The sequence below is a fragment of the Marinobacter sp. es.042 genome, assembly GCF_900188315.1.
Lineage (GTDB): Bacteria > Pseudomonadota > Gammaproteobacteria > Pseudomonadales > Oleiphilaceae > Marinobacter.
The window spans coordinates 3,489,581-3,510,708 of sequence record NZ_LT897781.1 but is presented as its reverse complement, the minus strand read 5'-3'; the positions used below and the strand labels follow the sequence as shown (position 1 = coordinate 3,510,708).

Genomic DNA, 21,128 nt, shown 5'->3' with positions numbered 1-21,128 from the left:
CTCCTTACCACCGGCGCTCGAGACGTTTGCGCATCCAGATGGCCAATGCGTTCATACTGATCAGGAAGGCCAGCAGCACCATAATGGCTGCCGACGCTCGCTCAATAAAGGCCAGCTCCGGGCTGCCCGCCCACAGGAAGACCTGCACTGGAAGCACCGTAGCCGAATCGAGGAAGCCTTCCGGAACATCCACAATGAATGCCACCATGCCGATCAACAGCAGCGGTGCGGTTTCGCCCAACGCCTGGGCCATACCGATGATCGAACCGGTGAGCATGCCCGGCATAGCCAACGGCAGCACATGATGCAGAACCACCTGCATCTTGGAGGCGCCGATACCTTCAGCAGCCTCCCGGATCGAGGGCGGTACGCTTTTGATCGCGGCGCGACTGGAAATGATGATGGTCGGCAGCGTCATCAATGTCAGAACCAGACCACCAACCACCGGAACCGAACGCGGCATTCCAAACAGGTTGATAAACACTGCGAGGCCAAGCAGACCAAAAATGATGGATGGCACCGCCGCCAGGTTGTTGATATTCACCTCGATGAAATCGGTGAACTTGTTCTGGGGCGCAAATTCTTCCAGATAGATGGCCGCAGCAACACCGATCGGGAACGACAGTATCAGGGTGACGAACATGGTCAGCAGCGAACCGACAATCGCCCCGAGAATACCCGCCTTGGACGGATCACGGGAATCGCCGCCACTGAAAAACACATCGTTGAAAGACGTCTCGATGACACCCCGCTCCTGCAGTTCGTCAACCCACGCTCTCTGCTGGTCATTCAACTTGATCGAGTAGGCGTCATCACCCGCGTGCTTTACATAGACATCAACGTTGGTGTGACTCAGGAACGTCATGGGCTGCGACGTGCCCAACCACTCGGGATTGGCTCTCAATGCATCACGAAGCGTGACCGACGCATAAGGGTTAATCAGTCCACGTACCTGATCTCGGTCATCCTCTGTCGCTCCGGGAATTTCCTTGATCAGCGCCTGAACCAGAGGCTCGACAAAATCGGCCATCTTGATCTGACGCTCGTCCGTGGGATCATCCAGGTACATCATTTCACCATCCAGCTGCACATCCATGGTGATGGTGGTCTTCACGAAGCCGGTATAACCCTTGCCGATGATATCGGTGAACAGGATTAACAGGGCACCGAGGGCGATGGCAATGGCCATGATCCCGTAAGCGCGGAAACGGCGTTCCTTACGGTAGCGGCGCTTGAGCGACTGGCGGACAATCTCCGCCTGTGAACGTTGATCAGTCATACTGTTCCCGATATTTGCGTACGATTTTCAGTGCAATGACGTTAAGCAACAGGGTTGCCAGGAAGAGCATGGCGCCCAATGCGAAGGCGGCCAGCGTCTTGGCGCTGTCGAATTCCTGGTCACCGGTGAGCAGGGTCACGATTTGCACGGTCACGGTGGTAACGGTTTCCAGCGGGTTGGCCGTCAGGTTGGCCGCCAGCCCTGCAGCCATGACCACGATCATGGTTTCACCAATGGCCCGGGAGACCGCCAGCAGAATACCGCCCATGATGCCGGGCAGTGCAGCCGGGAAAATCACCTTCTTCATGGTCTCGGACTGGGTGGCTCCGAGCGCCAGAGAACCATCGCGCATGGCCTGGGGTACGGCATTGATCACGTCATCCGACAAGGAAGACACAAACGGAATGATCATGATGCCCATAACGGCACCGGCAGCCAGGGCACTCTGGCTTGATGCCTCGATACCCATGGAGGCGGCCAGATCGCTGATGAACGGCGCCACCGTAAGCGCGGCGAAGAAGCCGTAAACCACGGTGGGAATACCCGCCAGCATTTCCAGCAACGGCTTGACTACACCGCGCACCTTTCTACCCGCGTATTCCGACAGGTAAATGGCCGACAGCAAGCCCACCGGCACAGCTACAACCATGGCAATGGCAGAAATCAGAAGGGTACCTGTAAACAGGGGAATCATCCCGAAGGCGCCCTGAGAAGCCACCTGATCGGCCCTCAGAGCGGTCTGGGGACTCCAATGACTACCAAAGATAAATTCGGTGAAGGGTACCTTGCCAAAGAAACGAAATGTCTCGAACGCCACCGAGAAAATGATTCCAACAGTGGTCAATATAGCCAGGGCCGCGCAAGCGAAAAATACCCATTTGAGAATGGACTCCACTTGGACACGGGCATTCAACCGCGGCCGGATTCTCAACCACCCGAGAAAACCGGCAAGCACGGCAACCGAGATAACCAGACCAGACATGAGGAACCGACTCTGCGCACGCAGCGATTGCAAACGCTCCGCAGCCTCGGCTATCGGGGCTTCAACGAAACCTGGAGGCAGGGCTCCACTGGCCACATTGCTGATTTTGCTCAACAGCAAGCTTGCTTCACCGTCGGTTGCCGGAATCATGCCGTCCGGCAGACCACCAATAACAATCAGCTGTATGACTTTGCCCTGAAACGCTGCCCATAGGCCAAGCACCAAGAGGGCTGGAATGCCACTCCAGAATGCCGCTCGGGCTCCGTAGTAGAAAGGAAGGGATTTGAGGTGACGGATCCCACCCAGCGGCATCGCCAACGACCGGGAACGAGCGTAACCAAGCCAATAGGCCACGATCGCCAGCACCAGAGTCAGTAATAAAAGATTAGCCGGTTGCATGAAAATTCCTGTATTCGACTTCAGATTGGCGCACAGTTTACAGGTTCAGCTCTGCACTGGCACCGGATCGTCCTAACGTGCAAAAGGTGCGGGCCTCCATTGAGACCCGCACCTCCATTCTTGACCAGACGACGGTGTTACTTGAGCTCGTCCAGGGTCAGGTTCGGCATGTTCTCTGCCTTGTCCATCAGATCCATCAGGGCAGCCCGGGGCGGCACGATCAGACCAACATCTTTCAGGTAGCCGTTCTGGCCCATGGCAGCGTTGCTGGTAAACTCGCTAACGTATTCCTGGATGCCGGGAACCACACCAACGTGTGCCTTCTTCACGTAGAAGAACAGCGAACGGGCAACCGGGTAGTCATCGGCGGCAATCGCTTCAGCGGTCGGTGTCTTGCCATTCAAAGTAGCGGCCTGCAGACGGTCGGAGTTCTCCTCCATAAAGCTGTAGCCGAATACGCCGTACATGCCTGCATCGCCGATCAGCTTCTGAACGATCAGGTTGTCGTTCTCACCGGCTTCGATGAAGACGCCGTCCTCACGAACGCTTTCGCAGATTGAGGCGTGCTCATCCTTGCCCAGGCTGGCGGCTTCGGGCAGCTGGTCGCACCCAGCGGCCAATGCCAACTCGTTGAAGGAATCACGGGTACCGGAAGTCGGGGGCGGACCCATTACACGAATCGGCTTGTTCGGCAGGCTGGAGTCAACGTCACTCCAGTTTTTGTTCGGGTTGGCTACCCACTCGCCGTTAACAGGGACTTTGGAACCCAGGGCGAGGAACAGCTGCTCCAGGGTGAGTTCGAGGTTCTCAGCTTCTTTGGAGCTGGCGATCACAATGCCGTCAGAACCGATACGGAATTCGGTGATATCTGTAACGCCGTTGCTCTGGCAGAGTTCGAACTCGGACGTCTTCATGCGACGTGACGCGTTGGTGATGTCCGGGTGCTGGGTGCCGATGCCCTGGCAGAAAAGCTTGAGACCGCCGCCTGAACCGGTGGATTCCAGCTTGGGGGTGCTGAAGTCGGTCTTGGTGCCGAAGCGCTCGGCAACAACCGTGGCGAACGGATAAACAGTGGAAGAACCCACGATGCTGATGGTGTCACGGGCCATGGCAGGTGCAGACATGGCGGCTACGGAGCCGGCCAGTGCTACAGTCGCGAGTGCTTTGTTCAGTTTCATCACGTCAAGTCTCCATTATTCGGTTTGGACGTTGTGTCGGATGTGCTTTACCGATGAATGCAGACTAAAGGCACTCTGTGACAACTTTGTTACAGTTTCTGAAATATAGTCTGGAATGTTCAAATTTGCTTGCAGCGGCGCTTCAGCCCGCTACCATGCGTGTTAAAACAATTCCAGGCTCGCAAGAAGGCAGTACTATGACCGCGTTAGATGATGACAAACCCACGCCCCGTGGCGAACTCACCCTGCAGATAATCCCGCTTCCTGCCGACACCAATGCCAATGGCGATGTCTTCGCCGGCTGGCTGGTAAAACAGATGGATCTCGCCGCCAACACCATGGCCGGACGGATTTCCCAGGGCCGCAACGCCACCGTGGCCATGGATCGGATGGAGTTCCTGTCACCGTTGCGAGTAGGATCTCAGGTAGGTTGCTACTGCGAACTCGTCGATATCGGCCGCAGTTCCATGAAAATCAGCGTGGAAGTGTGGACCCTTGACCGCACTGCCAAGAATCCACGTAAGGTCACCGAGGGTCTGTTCGTCTACGTCGCCATTGATGAGCACGGTCGGATTCGCGAGGTGCCGGAGCAGGTTCTCTGACCCTTCGCCGCTCTACTTCCAACCGTGCAGAAGGCGGGCGTAGTTAAGACGCTCCCAGGTTCGGGCATTGGGGGCGTTCGCCATTGACAGAACGCCCCGGGCTTCCGCCAGCGAGCGGTATCCCATTCCGGAGAGCCGAGCCGTCATTTCCCGGGTAATCCTCGACAGGGCGCCTGCACCCTCCGACAACACCGCCGAGACCACCTGCACAGCGGCAGCGCCCGAAAGAATGGCTTTTGCCGCATCGTCACCACTATGAACCCCACCCGAAACCGCCATCTCCAGTGTTGTCTGGCCATACAACATGGCGGCTGCGTGTAACCGCAACGGCAGCTCCGCACTGGTCGAAAGCACCACCTCCCGGCTTAACTCCAGCTCATCCAGATCCATATCCGGCTGATAGAACCGGTTGAACAACACCACGCCCCGGGCCCCTGACTCTTCGATACCGGCGACGAACGCAGGCAAGGCCGAGTAGAAAGGCGATAGCTTGACGCTGACCGGAATGCTCACCTGCTCAGCCACTGACCTCACAACCGAGAGTTGCCTCTGTTCCAGGGCCTCCGCAGTTTCCTCCGGATCCGAGGCCAGGTCGTAGAGATTCAGTTCGATGGCATGGGCGCCCGCCGCCTCCAGCTCACGTGCATGCCGGGTCCAACCACCCGCTGAAATACCGTTGAGCGAGGCAATCACCGGCACACCCAGTGAATGTCGCAACAGCTCCAACCGCTGCAGGTAGCTGTCCGATCCCATCTCGAAGAGTTCGGATTCGGGAAAAAACGATCGGGCCTCGGCGTCCATGTTGATCCGCGAATCAATAAACCGGTGAGCCGCCAGTTGCTCCTCCACCAGCTGCTCCTCGAAGAGGGAATGCATGACCACGGCACCGGCGCCAGCGTCAACACAGGCCTTCAGCGCGTCCAGGTCATCGGTCAGGGGGCTGGCGCCGACCACAAGGGGCGAGCGAAGTTCCAACCCCAGCCAACGGGTTGCCAATTCAGTCATGACGTTCACCCTTTTCGTTGTCAGCGTCAGAAGTTTCATGGGGCTCGAAGTGGATCCCCGCCAGCTGCTTGTAGAGCTCACGCTGCTCAGTTGCAGCCTCAGAAGCTGCCGCCACCAGCTGTTCGTAGCGTTGGGGATCCCGCAGCTCCAGCATCCGGAACCGGGCCTCTTCCTGCATGTAGGCTTTCATGGTGACTTTCTGGCGAAGGGAGTCCAGCTGCAGGGGCGGCAGCCCTTCGTGGATGCGCCGGGGATCAAACCGGTACAGCGGCCAGGCCCAGCTGTCTACCGCCCGCTTCTGCTGTGCGGGCGAGTGCACCAGGTCGTAACCGTGGGCAATGCAGGGGCTGTGGGCGATGATCAGTGCCGGGCCGTCGAAGCTCTCGGCTTCCTGCAGGGCCTTGGTGGTGTGGTTGCTGTGGGATTGCATGGCAATCTGGGCCACGTAGACGTGACCATAACTCATGGCCAGCAGGCCCAGATCCTTCTTCCGGGTGGCCTTGCCGGCAGCGGCGAACTTGGCAATCGCACCCATGGGTGTAGCCTTGGATTGCTGGCCACCGGTGTTGGAATAGACTTCGGTGTCGAGTACCAGCAGTTTCAGGTTCTGCCCCGAGGCCAGAGCGTGGTCGAGACCGCCATAACCAATATCGTAGGCCCAGCCGTCGCCCCCTATTACCCAGACACTCTTCGGGCAGAGTTCATCGGCCAGGCTGTCCAGCTCCCGGGCCTCTGGCGTCTGCTTGTCCGCCAGCCAGTTCCGCAGTTGCTCAATCGCTGTGCGCCTTGATGCCATTGCCGATTCATCAACGGTGGTGCAGGCGCTGGTCAGCTCCGAGTAGAGCGCGTCAGGCAGTTCTTCCCGGAACCCTTCCAGTAAATGCCCGGCCCGACCGACAAGCTTGTCCAGCCCCAGACGCATGCCCAGACCCAGTTCCGCCGCGTCTTCAAACAGCGAGTTATTCCAGGTAGGCCCACGGCCGTCGGCGTTCACTGTGTAAGGCGTGGTGGGTAGATTGCCGCCATAGATCGAGGAACAGCCGGTGGCGTTAGCGATCAGCAGCCGGTCCCCCACCAGCTGGGTCAGCAGCCGGATGTAGGGTGTTTCACCGCAGCCGGCACAGGCGCCGGAATATTCGAACAGGGGAATCAGAAGCGGCAGGGATTTGAAGTCCCGGGGGATACGATCCCGGGGCACATCCGGCAATTGCCGGAAGAACGCCAGGTTCTCTGCCTCTATCTCACGGTGCGCTTCGATCGGCTGCATATTGATGGCTTTGCGTTTGGGCTGGGTGCGGTCCTTTGCCGGGCAGACCTCGACACACAAACCACAACCGGTGCAGTCATCCGGCGCTACCTGAATCCGGTAATCCAGACCTTCCAGTTCAGACGTCTGGGTTTCCGGCACCACCTCGAACGCCTCCGGCGCCCCTTTGACCGACTCGGGCTCAAACACCTTGCTGGTGATCGCGGTGTGCGGGCAAATCATCGCGCAGAAGTTGCACTGCACGCAGAGGTCGGACTCCCAGATGGGAATTTCCAGGGCGATGGTTCGCTTCTCGTACTGGCTGGTTCCCGTTGGCCAGGTACCGTCCGGCGGGAACGCGCTGACCGGCAGTTTGTCCCCCTGCCCTTCCAATAACAGGCGAGTGACTTTCTGCACAAAGTCCGGTGCATTCGCGGGCACCCTCGGCGGTCGGGTGCGTGTGGCCGTTACCTTGTCCGGGACGGGCACCTCATGCAGGTTGTCCAGGGCCGAGTCCACCGCTTCCACGTTGCGGCGCACCACTTCCGGCCCGCGGCGGCCCCAGGTTTTGCGAATGGATTCCTTGATATGGGCAATGGCCTCTTCCCGGGGCAGGATATCTGCCAGGGCGAAGAAACAGACCTGCATCACGGTGTTGATCCGCCGCTCCAGACCCGCCTTTTCCGCCACCTCGGCGGCATCAATCACGAACAGCCGGGCCTTGCGCTCGACCAATACCCGCTGGACCTCGACCGACAGCCGATCCCAGACCTCGTCCTTTGACCAGGGCACATTGAGGAGCACCGAGGCACCCTCGGCAGCGTGTTCGAGCACATCAAACCGCTCCAGAAACTGGGGCGCGTGAATGGCGACGAACTGGGCCCTGTTGATCTGGTAACTGGAGCGGATGGGCAGCGGCCCGAACCTCAGATGGGAGACGGTGGTAGCGCCGGATTTCTTGGAGTCGTAGACGAAATGGCCCTGGGCAAGCAGGTCCGTGCCCTCCCCCAGAATCTTGATGCTGGCCTTGTTGCTGCTGACGGTGCCATCGGCGCCGAGACCGAAGAACAGCGCCCGGCGGGTTTTCGGGGATTCAATATCCAGTTCGCTATCCACCTCCAGCGAGAGGTGGCTGACATCGTCGCGCACGCCAACGGTAAAGCGGGTTTTCGGTGCTGCCGCTTTCAGTTCGTCAAAAATGGCGCAGACCATGGCCGGCGTAAACTCACGGGAAGACAGCCCATATCGGCCGCCGATCACCCGGGGCAGCACCTTCCGATCCCCTCGGCTATAGGCTTCCATCAGGGCACCGCTGACTTCCAGCAACAAGGGCTCACCCTGGGCTCCCGGTTCCTTGGTGCGGTCCAGCACCGCCAGATGCTCGACAGTATCCGGCAAAGCGTCCAGAAAACGGTCCGTGGCAAAGGGCCGGAACAGTCGCACCTTGAGAACCCCAACCTTTTCACCCTGCTCAAGCAGCCACTCCACCGTTTCATGGGCGCATTCGGCCCCGGAGCCCATCAGGATAACCACCCGGTCGGCCTCGGGGTGGCCGACATAGTCGAACAGCCGGTACTGGCGGCCGGTAATACCGGCGAAACGGTCCATCACGGCTTCAAGCTTTTCCGGGAACACCTGATAGAAAGGGTTGATGGCCTCCCTAGCCTGGAAGAAGGCGTCCGGGTTCTGGGAGGTGCCACGAACCACCGGCCGGTCCGGTGTCATCCGGCGACTACGATGTGCCTCCACCCATTCGTGAGATACCAGCGCCTGCAAATCCTCATCACTCAGCGCTGCGATCTTGGAAATCTCATGGGAGGTACGGAAACCATCGAAGAAATGCATCACCGGCACCCGGCTTTCCAGGGTGACGGCGTGGCCGATGGCCGCAAAATCCTGGGCCTCCTGTACCGATCCCGAAGCCAGCAGGGCAAATCCGGTACCGCGGGCACTCATTACATCGGAATGGTCGCAGAAGATCGACAAGGCATGGGTGGCGATGCTGCGCGCAGCAATATGCATGCAGAAGGGCGACAGCTCACCGGCAATCTTGTACAGATTGGGCAGCATCAGCAGCAGCCCCTGGGACGCGGTAAAGGTGGTCACCAGTGAACCGGCCTGCAATGCCCCGTGCATGGCACCGGCGGCACCAGCCTCGGACTGCATTTCCACCACACTGGGCACCTGCCCCCAGAGATTGGGTTTGCCCAGGGCCGCCCAGTCATCGGCATGCTCGCCCATGACCGATGCAGGGGTAATCGGATAGATGGCAATGGTCTCGCTCAGGCGATAAGCCACCGAAGACACCGCTTCATTGCCATCGAGGGTATGAAACTCCATGGCCACGACTCCTTGTGGTGAGGCCGAAAGACAGTTCTGAGTCTAGTATCGGGCGGGACAACCGCAAGTGGGAGGGCTTGATCTGAGACAGGTTTGGGGAAGAAACCGGATCAGGACCTGACTGGCCCGGCCTGGATCAGCTCGTCAAACACAGACCGGTAGTCTTCCGCCAGCTTCGATGCGCGCCAACCGTCCGGACGACAGACCAGAGGCTGCTGGTCGATCAGTCGCTCCAGGCAATCAGCGGCGGCTTCGGCCTCTCGGTCCGGGTCCGCTTCGTTGCTGTCATAGCGATGCAGCTCCGGTACGTATTCCGGATAGGCCAGCCGGTTCGGCGCCAGCGGTACACAACCTGATGCCATGGCTTCGAGCATCGACAGCCCCTGGAAATCGTGCAGTGCCGTGGAGATCACAATATCGGCCTGACGCAGCAACTGATCATAGTCTTCACGATTCTCGAGAAACCCCCAGTGTTCGATGCAGGGACCAAACTGTTCCCGGATCCGGTCAAATGCCTTCGGATAGCTGCGAAATCGCTCACCCACCACGCTCAACCTGAACGGCATCGAACGCTGGTCCAGCACCTGCAGGAACTTCAGCAGACGGTCAGGCCCCTTGTCGTATTCCCAACGATGGTTCCAGAGCAGATGGGGGCAGGCCCGGTTCATAAGTGGCCGGCGACCAGCAAACAACCGGTCCTCAATCGGCACCGGTATCACGCGGGACTTGTCACGCAGCGTTTCGATCAGTCCTTCGGGCACTTCATCGGGCAGCTTCTGGAGGAAAGAGGTGGCGCCGGCCAGAAAACTGTCCCGGTTCCAGCCACTGTTGAATACCACACAATCGGCCGACAGCGCGCTATAGAGGTTCACCATCTGCGGATCGGCGCTGCTGTTCTGGCCACTGGATACCGGAAAGGCGAACTGGTTTTCGTGCATGTAGAGCAGGCAGGGAGTGTGAGCAAGACGCGGGTGCACCCCTCGGAGGGTTGCCAGGTCCACCATGGAGGTGGCAATGATCAGATCCCAGTGTTCCTGCAGGAGCGGCTCATTCAGCCAGCTCAGTGGATTGCCACGGATACGCCAGCGGAAGAACCTGGGCGGCAGAACAAGACTCTGCCATTCATAACGCGGAAACATGGCGCCTAACTGCTCCCGCCAGCGCCTGTGACTGGCGGCATCGTAGCCAGACAGAAGGAGTATTCTCGGCGTGGTTCCAGAGGTCGTCATACGATGTCTCACTAACCAGCCTGAACCTCAGGCCGGGCCCGGGAGAGCGCCCAAAGCCCGAGCACCGGACCGGGGAACAGCAGGAGAACCACCCAGACATTCAACTGGCCCCAGAGCCCACTGGTCAGCCAGATGGCAGGCAGCGTCAGACCAAACCCGACCGCATTCATCACCGCCAAAGAGGAGCCTACCGACTCCCTCGGTGCCGTTGCCGAGGCCAGCGCCGAGAATTGAGGTGAGTCGGCAACCACAGCAATGCCCCAGACAATGAGCAAAACGATCAGCAAGGCCGGCGATAGTCCGTTCAGCCAGGGGTAAACCAGGCAGAAGGCCCCGGACACCATCAGGGCTCGCCGGGCCACCCATTCACTACCCCGTGTTCGGCTAAGCCGGCCACCACCGACGCAACCTGCCGCACCAATGCCAATGACAGCAAACGACAACCAGGGAATAAGTGCGTCACTTTGCCCCATCCGCTGCAGCTCCCGGCCGATGAGCAGGGGTGTTAATGTCCAGAACGCGTAGAGCTCCCACATATGGCCGAAGTAACCACCGGCCACTGCCCGGAATCTCGGGATGCGCAGAGCCGCCAACCCCTGGCTGAGGGGCAATCGCCCGCTGCTTTTAGGCAGGTGCGGGCCGTCACCCAGCAGAAACACCAGCAGCCCTCCGGCCACGGCAAGACAGGACGCCGCCATCAGCGGCCACTCCCAGGGCATCCCCAGGGTTGCTCCGCGCATCAGGTGTGGGAGCGCCGTTCCCAGTGTCAGCATGCCCACCAGCCAGGCAAGGGCGGCGCCGGCGTACTTTGGCGTCCAGGCAATGACCATTTTCATGCCCAGGGGATAGATCCCGGCCAGACACAGCCCGGTGGCAAAGCGCAGGAGGAAATCGAGCGGCGGCGCACCGGCAGCGAAAACAAATCCACCGTTAACCAGAGCCCCCAACAGGCTCGACAGCGCAAAGATCCGACTCGCGCCAAAGCGGTCGGCCAGGCCGGTCACAGCAATGGTCAGGGTGCCCGCGATAAACCCGGCCTGCACCGCCAATGTCAGCCGCCCGAGATCACTCTCGGTCAGGCCCAGCTCGCCGGCCAGCGACAACCATACACCGTTGATACTGAACCAGAGCGAGGTGCCGAAAAGCTGGGCCAGAACGATCACAGGGAGGGGGTAACGTCGTAGCATGTCGATCATTGTTTCACCAGTCGGTCCAGTCGCAGGCGCTCCCGGTCGTCGAACAGTCTTCGCCCGCCCCAGGAAACTGCCATCAGGGCACCGAATCCGGTGCCGACGGTGATGATCAGCATCACCAGAATCTGGTATTTCACCGCCACTGCCGGCGGGCTGCCTGCGAGAATCTGGCCGGTCATCATGCCAGGCAGGCTGACGATACCGGCGGCGGCCATGGCGTTAATGGAGGGCATCATACCACTGCGCATGGCGTCCCTCCGGATATCCTCCAGCGCCTGCTGCCAGGTCTGGCCCAGCATCAGGCGGTTCTCGATGACGGCCCGCTGCCGCCAGACCGATTCGTTCAAACGATCCAGCGCCAGGCTGACGCCTGTCATGGTGTTTCCGAGCATCATGCCCAGAAGGGGGATGGCGTACTGTGGGGTGTACCAGGGGTCTGGGCCGATCACTACCGAGAGCGCCAGTACCGTCACCGAGAAGGACGATACGAACATCGATCCGGTGCCGATACCGAACGCCCACCAGCCCTGGAGTCTTCGACCCTGACGTGCCACAACCTCCCGGCCGGCAACCAGAAGCATGACCAGGGCCATCAGGGCGATCCAGTAGAACCCGGACGACGCAAACAGTGCCTCCAGAACCAGCCCGATCAGCGCCAGCTGAATCACCGTTCGAAGTGCAGCGATCAACAGGTTCCGGGTAATGCCCAGTCGGGCCAGATACCCTGTCCCAGCCAGGGCGAGCACCAGCAGCGCCGCCAGCCCCAACTTCCACCAGGCCAGATCAATCACTTCCATCTGCGCGCTCCAGACTGGTGCCAAGAATCCGGTAATGGGCATCGGCCACCCGATGAATCTGGCCAACATCATGGGCGACCCAGAGCACTGCGATCTGCCGCCTCCGGATTTCCTCAAGCAACCAGGTTTCAATCGCTTCTGTGCTGTCGTTGTCGAGGTTGGCGGTGGGCTCGTCCAGCAAGAGAGCCTCAGGCTCAAGCACCAGGGCCCGCCAGAGCGCCAGCCGCTGCCGCTCACCGGACGACAACCGGCTTACCGACCACTCCATAACCTCGGGCGGGAAGCCCAGCGCTGACGGCAAATCTGCTTTTACATGATCCGGAAAGTGACCTCCAACCTCATCAAACCACCACTGGCTGTCTGCCGGCACCATCACCACCCGGCTACGCCATTGGTGGGCGGGCAAATCCTCCTGGCACGTATCAGCCACAGACACGGTGCCGCCATGGGGTTCCAGGTCCGCCACGGCCCTCAGCAGCCGACTCTTGCCACTGCCGGACGGACCGGACAGACAGACAACCTGTCCACCAGGTACCGTCAAAGACACGTTACTGAGAGTGCCAACACAGAGATTTTCCAGCACCAAATCTGTCAAGATAGCCTCATCAGGGCTCGCCAATGTTCATAACGGATATACCATTGCACAGTGTCCTGCCAACAACCAGCCACACAGGCCAGGAATGTATGAAGCTTCGATCTCTTATTATCTTCACACTGGCAGCTGCACTGATTGCCCCGCCGTTGGCAGCAGAGGTCAGTCTGGCACCGTTTGCCGGTTTTCGCATGAGCAGTTCGGTGGATATCGAGACCGCCGGCGCCAGCACCTCAGACCAGATCGACTTCAGGGATTCCGCCAGCCAGGGACTGGTGTTCAATTTTGATCTGGCAGAGCCCGGCAAACAGGGAGAGATTTATTTCGGCCGGCAGAGCACCTCGGCCCGACTGGACAATGGTCTGTTTGCACCGGGCCTGGATTCCATCGACCTGACCATCTACCAGCTCCAGTTCGGCGGGCTGTATTTTCCGGGTGGCCAGAATCATGGCGGGTTTGTCTCTGGTGTGTTCGGCGTTACCCGCCTAGAGCCGGACGATTCACGGTATGAAACCCACCACCGGGCCGCCCTGTCCATTGGCGGCGGGTACCAGTTTTTCCTGACTGAACAGCTGCGCCTGAGGCTTGATCTGCGTGGCGTTTACACAGCCCTGAACTCGGGCGGCTCCGCGTTTTGCTCCGGCGGATGTGAACTCAGATTCGACAGCAGCGGCTACCTGCAGGTGGAAGCCGCCGCAGGGCTGGCCATTCGGTTCTGAAGCCCGGTCAGGCCGTCACTGGCCGCCGCTCAGGCAACAAAACCGACAGCAACGCGGCCATGGCCACCAGACCCGACGATATCCACAAGCAGGCCTCCAGCCCCCAGGCCTGGTAGACCCACCCGGACAGAATCGTTCCCAGCAGCCGGCCGGCGGCATTGGACATGTAATAGAAACCCACATCCAGCGACACGCCGTCACCGCGGGCGTAGCTAACGATGAGATAGCTGTGCAGCGACGAGTTGACGGCAAACAGCACGCCAAACAACAGCAGGCCACCAACAATCACGAACTGGGGTGACCCGCCCGCTGTCAGGCCGATGGCGATCGCTGCCGGAATCAGCGCCAGCGCTGCTGCCCAGAGCACAGCAGGCTGCTTGCCTTCCATGTTGCCGGTGATGCGCGGGGCAATGGTCTGAATAAAGCCGTAGCCGATAATCCAGCTGGCCATAAAGCCGCCCACTTTCCAGAAGTCCCAGCCAAAGACCGTGTGCAGGTAAACCGGCAAGGCCACCACAAACCAGACATCCCGGGCGCCGAACAGAAACATCCGGGCCGCCGACAAGACATTGATGGCCCGGCTTTTGGAGAGGATCTCGCTAAACTTCGGCTTGGCCTTGCTCTTGCCCAGATCCTGTCCCAGCATGAACAGGCTGGCCAGCCAAACCAGCCCCAAAGCCACCGCCATGATAATCACGGCACCCTTGAAGCCGGCAGCCATCAGCAGGACCCCACCGAGGAAAAAGCCCACACCTTTGAGGGTATTCTTGGAGCCTGTCAGAATGGCCACCCACTTGTACAGGGTGCCCTGCTGCTCATCCGGCACCAGCAGCTTGATGCCGCTCTTGGCGGACATCTTGTTCAGATCCTTGGCAATGCCTGAGAGCGCCTGCGCCGCCATTACCCAGGGCGCCGTCAGCATCACCGCCGGGACTGCCAGCATGGCCAGCGCCACAATCTGCAGGAACAACCCGATGTTCATGGTGCGGTTCAGCCCCATACGGGCGCCCAGGTAACCACCCACCAGATTGGTGACCACCCCGAAGAACTCGTAAAAGACGAACAGCAGGGCGATTTCCAGGGGCGAGTAGCCCAACTGGTGAAAATGCAGTACCACCAGCATCCGCAGGGCGCCATCGGTAAGGGTGAAAGCCCAGTAGTTGCCGGTGATTACCAGGTACTGTCGGATGGCCGCCGTCATATCAGGCCAGACCCACCCTGCGCGCCAGTTCTGCGGTGCGGTTGGCGTAGCCCCATTCGTTGTCGTACCAGGCGTAGATTTTCACCTGGGTGCCATTCACCACCATGGTGGACAGTGCATCAACAATGGAGGAACGCGGGTCGGTCTTGTAATCAATCGACACCAGCGGTCGCTCTTCGTAACCCAGGATGCCTCTGAGCTCACCTTCAGCGGCTTCTTTCAACAGCTGGTTTACGGTATCCCTGTCCGTGGCTGTTTCAACTTCAAACACGCAATCGGTGAGCGACGCATTGGTCAGCGGCACACGCACGGCGTGGCCATCCAGGCGCCCTTTCAGTTCCGGGAATATCTCGATAATCGCCGTTGCCGAACCGGTGCTGGTAGGAATCAGTGAACTCCCGCAGGCCCGTGCCCGGCGCAGGTCCTTGTGGGGTGCATCAATAATGGTCTGGGTGTTGGTCAGGCTGTGAATGGTGGTGATGGAGCCGTGCTTGATACCCAGCTTCTCATGAATCACCTTTACCACCGGCGCCAGGCAGTTGGTGGTACAGGAGGCGGCAGTGACAATACGGTCGTTGGCCGGCTCGAAAATATCGTCGTTCACACCAACCACAATGTTCTTGGCGCCCGCCTCCTTCACCGGTGCGGTGACCACGACGCGTTTCACGCCCTGATCCAGATACGCCTGCAGGGCACTGACCTTCTTGTTGACGCCACTGGCCTCGATCACCAGATCGCAGCCGGACCAGTCAGTTTCGCCAATGGTGCGGTTATGGGTCACGCGGATGCGCTTCCCTTCGATCTCGATCTCCGTTCCATCCGCTGTTGCCTCATGGCTCCAACGACCATGGATGCTGTCAAAGTTAAGCAGATGCGCCAGCGTAGCTGCGTCGGCACCCGGATCGTTGATGGCTACAAACTCCATGTCTGGCCAGCCCCAAGCGGCCCGCAAGGCCAGACGACCGATACGGCCGAATCCATTAATGCCTACTTTGATTTTGCTCATAATCTGCTCCTGATGGACCTGTTCCCTGAATTTAACCGCGAGGGCACTACAGGCATTGGACAGACGGACGGTCTGCCATGGCCTGCAATCGCGCCAGCGGGCTCTCTATCAATCGTTCGTTATGGCTGGCGGTTTCATCGAGCACCCGGGCCAACCACTGCGGAATTCCCGGGCTTAGGGAATAGTAGATCCACTGGCCCCGACGCTCCGTGGCCAGCAGGCCGGCATCCCGCAACGTGGCCAGATGCCGGCTGACCTTTGGCTGGGGCGCCTCAAAGGCTTCCGTAAGCTCGCAGACACACAGTTGTTCCTGGCTTCGAATCAGCAGCAGGGCTGCCAGACGGAAGTCGTCAGCCATGGCCTTGAACACCGCGACCGGGTCATAGCTGGCGGGTTTCGGTCCGGTTTTTTTCTCATGCACCAGTGCGAACAGCGCAATGCGCTCTTTGATTTCCTTGAGAGTGAGGGCGAAGGTGGAGTGGCGGTTTGCCGGTACCGGATCGGCAAAATCCCAGGCAATCTGCTGGGCCGGCTGGCAGACCGAACCGCACTCGTTCGCGGCTTTCTCGCACAGGGTAATCACATAATCCCAGTACTGCCCCTGCACATCGGCCAGCTGCTTGCTGTGTAAGCCTTCGGTGGATATGTCGGCTTCCTCCAGCACCTCCAGTACCATGGGGTGGGGCCTGGTTGGCTCGGTACCGGCGCTGGCAACTTCAAACCGGTCCCCCGCCATGTCACGAAGCAAGGCTTCTGCCATCAGGGAACGGGCACTGTTGGCGGTACAAACAAATAGAACGCGGCGCTTCATATCTGGAGTTCCGTATATTCGGTTTTATGAATATCTAATTTTGTGCATAATAGATTCAGCCTCCCTACGAGTAAAGGAATCATCAAATACGATGAGCACCAACACAGAAATAACCCGGGCTGAAGACGCCGATGGCGGCATGGATTTGTTCGGCAAGTTCCTGTCGGTATGGGTAGCCCTGGCCATCATCGCCGGCGTGGCGCTCGGTCAGCTCGCACCAGTGGTACCCGAGACCCTGTCCCGTTTCGAATACGCGCAGGTCTCCATCCCCATCGCCATTCTGATCTGGGCAATGATTTTCCCGATGATGGCGCAGATTGATTTCAGTGCAGTGGTCGGCGTCAGAAAAGAACCGAAAGGCCTCGCGGTCACCACCATCGTCAACTGGCTGATCAAGCCTTTCACCATGTTTGCCATTGCCTGGTTCTTCCTGATGGTGGTGTTCGAGCCATGGATCGCTCCGGGACTGGCCAGCGAATACCTGGCTGGCGCAATCCTGCTAGGCGCGGCGCCCTGCACCGCCATGGTGTTCGTGTGGAGTTACCTGACCAAAGGCGATGCCGCCTACACCCTGGTTCAGGTATCCCTGAACGACATCATCATGCTGTTCGCCTTCGCGCCGATTGTTGTTTTCCTGCTCGGTATTTCCGACATACAGGTGCCCTGGGATACCGTGCTGCTGTCCGTCGTCCTGTACATCGTGATTCCGCTAACAGCCGGGTACCTGACCCGTCGCGCCCTGATCTCGCGGCACGGTCAGCAATGGTACGACGACGTTTTCATGAAGCGGCTCAGCCCGGTCACCCCGGCGGCGCTGATCGTCACTCTGGTGCTGCTATTCGCCTTCCAGGGCGAAGTGATCCTGAACAACCCCCTGCACATCGTGCTGATCGCCGTGCCGCTGATTGTTCAGACTTTCCTGATTTTCTTCCTGGCCTACGGCTGGGCGAGGCTGTGGAAGGTCCGCCATTGCATCGCGGCGCCAGGCGCCATGATTGGTGCCAGCAACTTCTTCGAACTGGCCGTGGCCGCGGCGATCGCTCTGTTCGGCCTGCAATCCGGCGCGGCGTTGGCAACCGTCGTCGGGGTTCTAGTGGAGGTACCTCTGATGCTGGTGCTTGTTCGTATCGCCAACAAGACCCGGGATCGGTTCCCGGCATAAATCGCGGCGGCCACCGCCGGGCTTTTGGTCACGGCGCTGGCCCCACTCGCATTACCTGTTCAGCTCACCGTCACCCTGCTAATATCGCGGCCACATTTCTGACGCACTGACTCTGACGGAATCCACGCAATGGACGTTTTCCAGGCCCTTTTCCTTGGCCTTCTCCAGGGACTGACCGAATTCCTGCCCATCTCCAGCTCCGCTCACCTGATCCTCACCCCGGCGCTGTTCGGCTGGACCGATCAGGGCGTAGGCTTCGACCTGTCGGTGCACGTCGGGACCTTGCTGGCGGTTGTGCTCTATTTCCGAAGGGATGTTTTTGGTATTGCCCGGGACGGTCTGATTTCCGTCAGCCGCCGCAAAATCGTTGGCCAGGGCGCCCTGGCCTGGTACCTCGTCATCGGCACCATCCCTGCCGGCCTGGCCGGCCTGGCGTTGCTGGATATGATCGACAACGAACTGCGGGCGGTGGAAGTCATCTTCTTCACCACCCTGTTCTTCGGCCTGCTCCTCGGCCTTGCAGACTGGTTGCCCAAACGTCAGCGCACCCTCGACAAACTGAACTGGAAAGACGCCGTCCTGGTAGGCATCGCCCAGGCCATGGCCCTCGTCCCCGGCACCTCCCGTTCCGGCGTAACCATCACCGCCGGCCTGTTCCTGGGCATGACCCGCGAAACCGCCTCCAGGTTCTCATTCCTCTTGGCAATCCCCATCATCGTGCTGGCATCGGCGGTGAAACTGCTGGAAGTAGCAACTTCGGATGTGATCGTCGACTGGAGTGGTTTTCTGATTGGCGGGGTGACTTCGTTCCTGATGGCCATTACCGCAATCCACTTCTTCCTGAAGTGGCTCAACAAGGTGGGGATGTGGCCGTACGTTATCTATCGGATTGTGCTTGCGGGTGTGATTTACGCAGTTCTTATGTAAACGCGGCGCCCAGCAAAGAGCCTGAAGCGCAGGGTTGGGGTGGCCTTTCCAAAACTGTGCGGAGCCATGGATGGCGGAGCCCAAGCGCCACATGGGTGAGGCCGAGCGCTTATGAAGCGAAGCTTCATGCGACAGCCGAACGACTGCAATCTGTGATTGCAGGCTGGACCCCGGAGGGGTGCCGCAAGGAGCGTGTTTTGGAAAGGCCACCCCAACCCTGTGCACGCACTCAAACTAGCAGGCCTCTAAAGGCGCATAAGCCAAAACCAGCCACTTGGCGCCCTCATCAAAGTTCACCTGAACCCGAGTATGGTGCCCGGTGCCCTCAGAATTCATCACGATGCCCTCGCCAAACTTTGGATGGCGTACGCGCTGACCCAGGCTGAAGCCTGACTGCTGCGCAGAATCCTGGCTGAACATGCTCTCATTCGGACGCTCGACCATGGCCGGACGGGTGACGGTATTTCGCAGCCGCACTTCCTGCAGACAGTCGCCCGGAATCTCCCGCACAAACCGGGACAACGCATTAAACTTTTCCTGACCGTACAAACGGCGGGATTCGGCGTAAGTGAGCACCAGCTTCTTCATCGCACGGGTAATGCCCACGTAGGCCAGTCGGCGCTCCTCTTCCATGCGACCCGGCTCTTCCAGGGACATGCCGTGGGGAAACAGCCCCTCTTCCACTCCGGCCAGAAACACCAGGGGAAACTCCAGGCCCTTGGCAGAGTGCAGAGTCATCAGTTGAACGCTGTCTTCATGATCCCCGGCCTGGGACTCACCCGCATCCAGGGCCGCCTGGGCGATGAATTCCGACAGCGCGTCCACGCCATCCTCCACTTCGTAATCAGACAGGGCATTCACCAGTTCCTCCAGGTTTTCCACCCGAGCCTGGCCTTTCTCGCCTTTCTCGCTGGCGTGATAATCCTTCAAGCCGCTGTTTTCGATGGTCTGTTTCATCAGGCCATGCAATGACGCATCGCCCACCATCTCTGAGAGGCCTTCGATGATCGCAATGAAAGACTGCAGGCCGGTTTTGGCCCGGCCTTTCACCTGCCCGGCTTCCAGCAGCCGCTCGGCGGATTCCCACAAGGAGATGCTTTGCTCGGTGGCGTATTCCCGAAGTTCAGCGAGACTTTTTGCGCCTATGCCACGGGGCGGCACGTTCACCACTCGCTCAAATGCCGCATCGTCGCGGCGATACTGGACCAGCCTCAGGTACGCCAGGGCGTTTCGGATTTCCTGGCGATCATAGAAACGCAGACCTCCATAGACCCGATATGGGATCCCCTGGCGCATCAGCGATTCTTCCAGCACCCGGGACTGGGCGTTGGAGCGATAGAGAATCGCGGATTCACTGCGCAGATTGCCGTCCTGCACCCAGGCGGAAATGCTGTCGGCAATGTAGTTGGCTTCGTCCTGCTCGTTGAACGCCGCGTACAGGCTGATCGGTTCGCCTTCCGGACCGTCGGTCCAGAGCTCCTTGCCCAGCCGGCCCTGGTTGTTGGCGATCACCGCGTTGGCCGCCTTCAGGATCATCTGGGTGGAGCGGTAGTTCTGCTCCAGACGCACCAACCGGGCGTTGGGGAAATCCCGCTGGTACTGCTGGATGTTTTCGACCTTGGCACCCCGCCAGCCGTAGATAGACTGATCGTCGTCTCCCACCACCGTCATTGGCACGCGATTGCTGGCCAGCACCTGCAGCCAGGCGTATTGAATGGTGTTGGTGTCCTGAAACTCGTCCACCAGGATATGCTGGAACCGGCTCTGGTAATGGGCCAGCAGCTCCGGACGATGCAGCCACAGTTCATGGGATCGCAGCAACAGCTCGCCAAAATCCACCAGACCACCCTGCTGGCAGAGTTTTTCGTACTGGCGATAGATCTTCAGCATGATCGACAGGAAATGGTCGCCCGGATTCTCCTGGATATGATCCGCCCGCAGCCCTTCGTCCTTCTGGCTACTGATAAACCACTGGGCCTGCTTCGGCGGCCACTTGCTCTCATCAATCTGGTTTTCCCGCATCACCCGCTTGATCAGCCGCAGCTGGTCGTCACTGTCCAGCACCTGGAAGTTCTCCGGCAGGCCAGCGTCTTTCCAGTGCGAGCGCAGCAGACGGTGCGCGATGCCATGAAAGGTGCCAAACCAGAGGCCGCGAGCCGGAATGTCCATCATCTGCTCAATGCGGTAACGCATCTCCTTGGCGGCCTTGTTGGTAAACGTAACCGCCAGGATGCCAGTGGGCGGCACCCGATCCACGGTCATCAACCAGGCGATCCGGTGCACCAGAACACGGGTTTTACCACTTCCTGCACCTGCCAGAACCAAAAGGTGATCGTTCTGAGCGGTAACAGCTTCACGCTGGGCATCGTTCAACGGATCGATGATGTGGGAGACGTCCATAAAGAATCGGTTCGCTACTGGTTAAATAAACAGGTTGTTGAGTATAACAGGAGAAAAGAG

At 59.6% G+C, this 21,128-nt stretch carries 17 protein-coding genes; 4 read left to right on the top strand and 13 right to left on the bottom strand.

The genetic code is table 11. The features are described from left to right. Positions 1–4: 4 nt before the first annotated feature. The 3 genes from pstA to CFB02_RS16145 all read right to left on the bottom strand — a co-directional run bounded on the left by pstA (position 5) and on the right by CFB02_RS16145 (position 3,838). Complete coding sequence (gene pstA / locus CFB02_RS16155) at positions 5–1,279, bottom strand: phosphate ABC transporter permease PstA (protein ID WP_088558817.1); 1,275 nt, start codon at positions 1,277–1,279, stop codon at positions 5–7. After that, positions 1,272–2,660 (bottom strand): phosphate ABC transporter permease subunit PstC, encoded by a 1,389-nt coding sequence (pstC, locus tag CFB02_RS16150; RefSeq protein ID WP_088558816.1) that lies wholly within the window; start codon positions 2,658–2,660, stop codon positions 1,272–1,274. Before pstC ends, pstA begins: the two co-directional genes overlap by 8 nt. A 137-nt stretch (positions 2,661–2,797) precedes the next feature. Beyond that, on the bottom strand, positions 2,798–3,838 hold the full coding sequence (locus CFB02_RS16145; RefSeq protein WP_227519258.1) for a substrate-binding domain-containing protein: 1,041 nt from the start codon (positions 3,836–3,838) through the stop codon (positions 2,798–2,800). Between the two features lie 197 nt (positions 3,839–4,035). Here CFB02_RS16145 and CFB02_RS16140 point away from each other — a divergent pair, with 197 nt between their 5' ends. Then, entirely contained in the window at positions 4,036–4,440 is a 405-nt protein-coding gene (locus tag CFB02_RS16140) for an acyl-CoA thioesterase (protein WP_088558814.1), read from the top strand. 12 nt (positions 4,441–4,452) lie between these two features. Here CFB02_RS16140 and CFB02_RS16135 read toward each other — a convergent pair whose 3' ends face one another. The 6 genes from CFB02_RS16135 to CFB02_RS16110 form a co-directional block, all read right to left on the bottom strand. Next, entirely contained in the window at positions 4,453–5,445 is a 993-nt protein-coding gene (locus CFB02_RS16135) for a dihydroorotate dehydrogenase-like protein (protein WP_088558813.1), read from the bottom strand. After that, positions 5,438–9,031, bottom strand: coding sequence for a pyruvate:ferredoxin (flavodoxin) oxidoreductase (nifJ, locus tag CFB02_RS16130; RefSeq protein WP_088558812.1), 3,594 nt, complete (start codon positions 9,029–9,031; stop codon positions 5,438–5,440). The genes CFB02_RS16135 and nifJ overlap by 8 nt, the downstream gene beginning before the upstream one ends. 110 nt (positions 9,032–9,141) lie before the next feature. Beyond that, positions 9,142–10,260 (bottom strand): DUF3524 domain-containing protein, encoded by a 1,119-nt coding sequence (locus CFB02_RS16125; protein WP_088558811.1) that lies wholly within the window; start codon positions 10,258–10,260, stop codon positions 9,142–9,144. Between the two features lie 11 nt (positions 10,261–10,271). Further along, a complete protein-coding gene (locus tag CFB02_RS16120) occupies positions 10,272–11,456 on the bottom strand; it encodes an MFS transporter (RefSeq protein ID WP_088558810.1) in 1,185 nt (394 codons plus the stop codon). Further along, positions 11,453–12,250, bottom strand: coding sequence for an ABC transporter permease (locus tag CFB02_RS16115; RefSeq protein WP_088558809.1), 798 nt, complete (start codon positions 12,248–12,250; stop codon positions 11,453–11,455). The genes CFB02_RS16120 and CFB02_RS16115 overlap by 4 nt, the downstream gene beginning before the upstream one ends. Further along, a complete protein-coding gene (locus CFB02_RS16110) occupies positions 12,237–12,845 on the bottom strand; it encodes an ATP-binding cassette domain-containing protein (protein WP_088559279.1) in 609 nt (202 codons plus the stop codon). Before CFB02_RS16110 ends, CFB02_RS16115 begins: the two co-directional genes overlap by 14 nt. Positions 12,846–12,934: 89 nt before the next feature. On the opposite strand from CFB02_RS16110, the gene CFB02_RS16105 reads away from it, so the two are divergent. Next, a complete protein-coding gene (locus CFB02_RS16105; protein WP_088558808.1) occupies positions 12,935–13,561 on the top strand; it encodes a hypothetical protein in 627 nt (208 codons plus the stop codon). Between the two features lie 7 nt (positions 13,562–13,568). Here the strand turns inward: CFB02_RS16105 and arsJ are convergent, their stop codons facing one another. The 3 genes from arsJ to CFB02_RS16090 are packed head-to-tail and all read right to left on the bottom strand — an operon-like array spanning position 13,569 to position 16,579. After that, positions 13,569–14,762 (bottom strand): organoarsenical effux MFS transporter ArsJ, encoded by a 1,194-nt coding sequence (gene arsJ / locus CFB02_RS16100; protein ID WP_088558807.1) that lies wholly within the window; start codon positions 14,760–14,762, stop codon positions 13,569–13,571. Between the two features lies 1 nt (position 14,763). Then, the gene (locus tag CFB02_RS16095; protein ID WP_088558806.1) at positions 14,764–15,768 is read right to left on the bottom strand and encodes an ArsJ-associated glyceraldehyde-3-phosphate dehydrogenase; all 1,005 of its coding nucleotides are present in this window, start codon (positions 15,766–15,768) and stop codon (positions 14,764–14,766) included. A 46-nt stretch (positions 15,769–15,814) separates the two neighbouring features. Further along, a complete protein-coding gene (locus CFB02_RS16090) occupies positions 15,815–16,579 on the bottom strand; it encodes a metalloregulator ArsR/SmtB family transcription factor (RefSeq protein WP_088558805.1) in 765 nt (254 codons plus the stop codon). 91 nt (positions 16,580–16,670) lie between these two features. Between CFB02_RS16090 and arsB the strand changes: the two genes are divergently transcribed. Continuing rightward, positions 16,671–17,741 (top strand): ACR3 family arsenite efflux transporter, encoded by a 1,071-nt coding sequence (gene arsB, locus CFB02_RS16085; protein WP_088558804.1) that lies wholly within the window; start codon positions 16,671–16,673, stop codon positions 17,739–17,741. Between the two features lie 129 nt (positions 17,742–17,870). Then, entirely contained in the window at positions 17,871–18,668 is a 798-nt protein-coding gene (locus CFB02_RS16080) for an undecaprenyl-diphosphate phosphatase (RefSeq protein WP_008172985.1), read from the top strand. Between the two features lie 234 nt (positions 18,669–18,902). Here the strand turns inward: CFB02_RS16080 and uvrD are convergent, their stop codons facing one another. Next, on the bottom strand, positions 18,903–21,068 hold the full coding sequence (uvrD, locus tag CFB02_RS16075; protein WP_062785908.1) for a DNA helicase II: 2,166 nt from the start codon (positions 21,066–21,068) through the stop codon (positions 18,903–18,905). Between the last annotated feature and the right edge of the window lie 60 nt (positions 21,069–21,128).

Bases quoted from the DNA above. Each gene is read 5' to 3' on its own strand.
- CFB02_RS16125 (WP_088558811.1), bottom strand. From the start codon at position 10,260: ATGACGACCTCTGGAACCACGCCGAGAATACTCCTTCTGTCTGGCTAC.
- CFB02_RS16135 (WP_088558813.1), bottom strand. From the start codon at position 5,445: ATGACTGAATTGGCAACCCGTTGGCTGGGGTTGGAACTTCGCTCGCCC.
- pstC (WP_088558816.1), bottom strand. From the start codon at position 2,660: ATGCAACCGGCTAATCTTTTATTACTGACTCTGGTGCTGGCGATCGTG.
- pstA (WP_088558817.1), bottom strand. From the start codon at position 1,279: ATGACTGATCAACGTTCACAGGCGGAGATTGTCCGCCAGTCGCTCAAG.
- CFB02_RS16115 (WP_088558809.1), bottom strand. From the start codon at position 12,250: ATGGAAGTGATTGATCTGGCCTGGTGGAAGTTGGGGCTGGCGGCGCTG.
- CFB02_RS16120 (WP_088558810.1), bottom strand. From the start codon at position 11,456: ATGATCGACATGCTACGACGTTACCCCCTCCCTGTGATCGTTCTGGCC.
- CFB02_RS16145 (WP_227519258.1), bottom strand. From the start codon at position 3,838: ATGAAACTGAACAAAGCACTCGCGACTGTAGCACTGGCCGGCTCCGTA.
- CFB02_RS16080 (WP_008172985.1), top strand. From the start codon at position 17,871: ATGGACGTTTTCCAGGCCCTTTTCCTTGGCCTTCTCCAGGGACTGACC.
- CFB02_RS16140 (WP_088558814.1), top strand. From the start codon at position 4,036: ATGACCGCGTTAGATGATGACAAACCCACGCCCCGTGGCGAACTCACC.
- arsJ (WP_088558807.1), bottom strand. From the start codon at position 14,762: ATGACGGCGGCCATCCGACAGTACCTGGTAATCACCGGCAACTACTGG.
- uvrD (WP_062785908.1), bottom strand. From the start codon at position 21,068: ATGGACGTCTCCCACATCATCGATCCGTTGAACGATGCCCAGCGTGAA.
- nifJ (WP_088558812.1), bottom strand. From the start codon at position 9,031: ATGGAGTTTCATACCCTCGATGGCAATGAAGCGGTGTCTTCGGTGGCT.
- CFB02_RS16105 (WP_088558808.1), top strand. From the start codon at position 12,935: ATGAAGCTTCGATCTCTTATTATCTTCACACTGGCAGCTGCACTGATT.
- CFB02_RS16095 (WP_088558806.1), bottom strand. From the start codon at position 15,768: ATGAGCAAAATCAAAGTAGGCATTAATGGATTCGGCCGTATCGGTCGT.
- arsB (WP_088558804.1), top strand. From the start codon at position 16,671: ATGAGCACCAACACAGAAATAACCCGGGCTGAAGACGCCGATGGCGGC.
- CFB02_RS16090 (WP_088558805.1), bottom strand. From the start codon at position 16,579: ATGAAGCGCCGCGTTCTATTTGTTTGTACCGCCAACAGTGCCCGTTCC.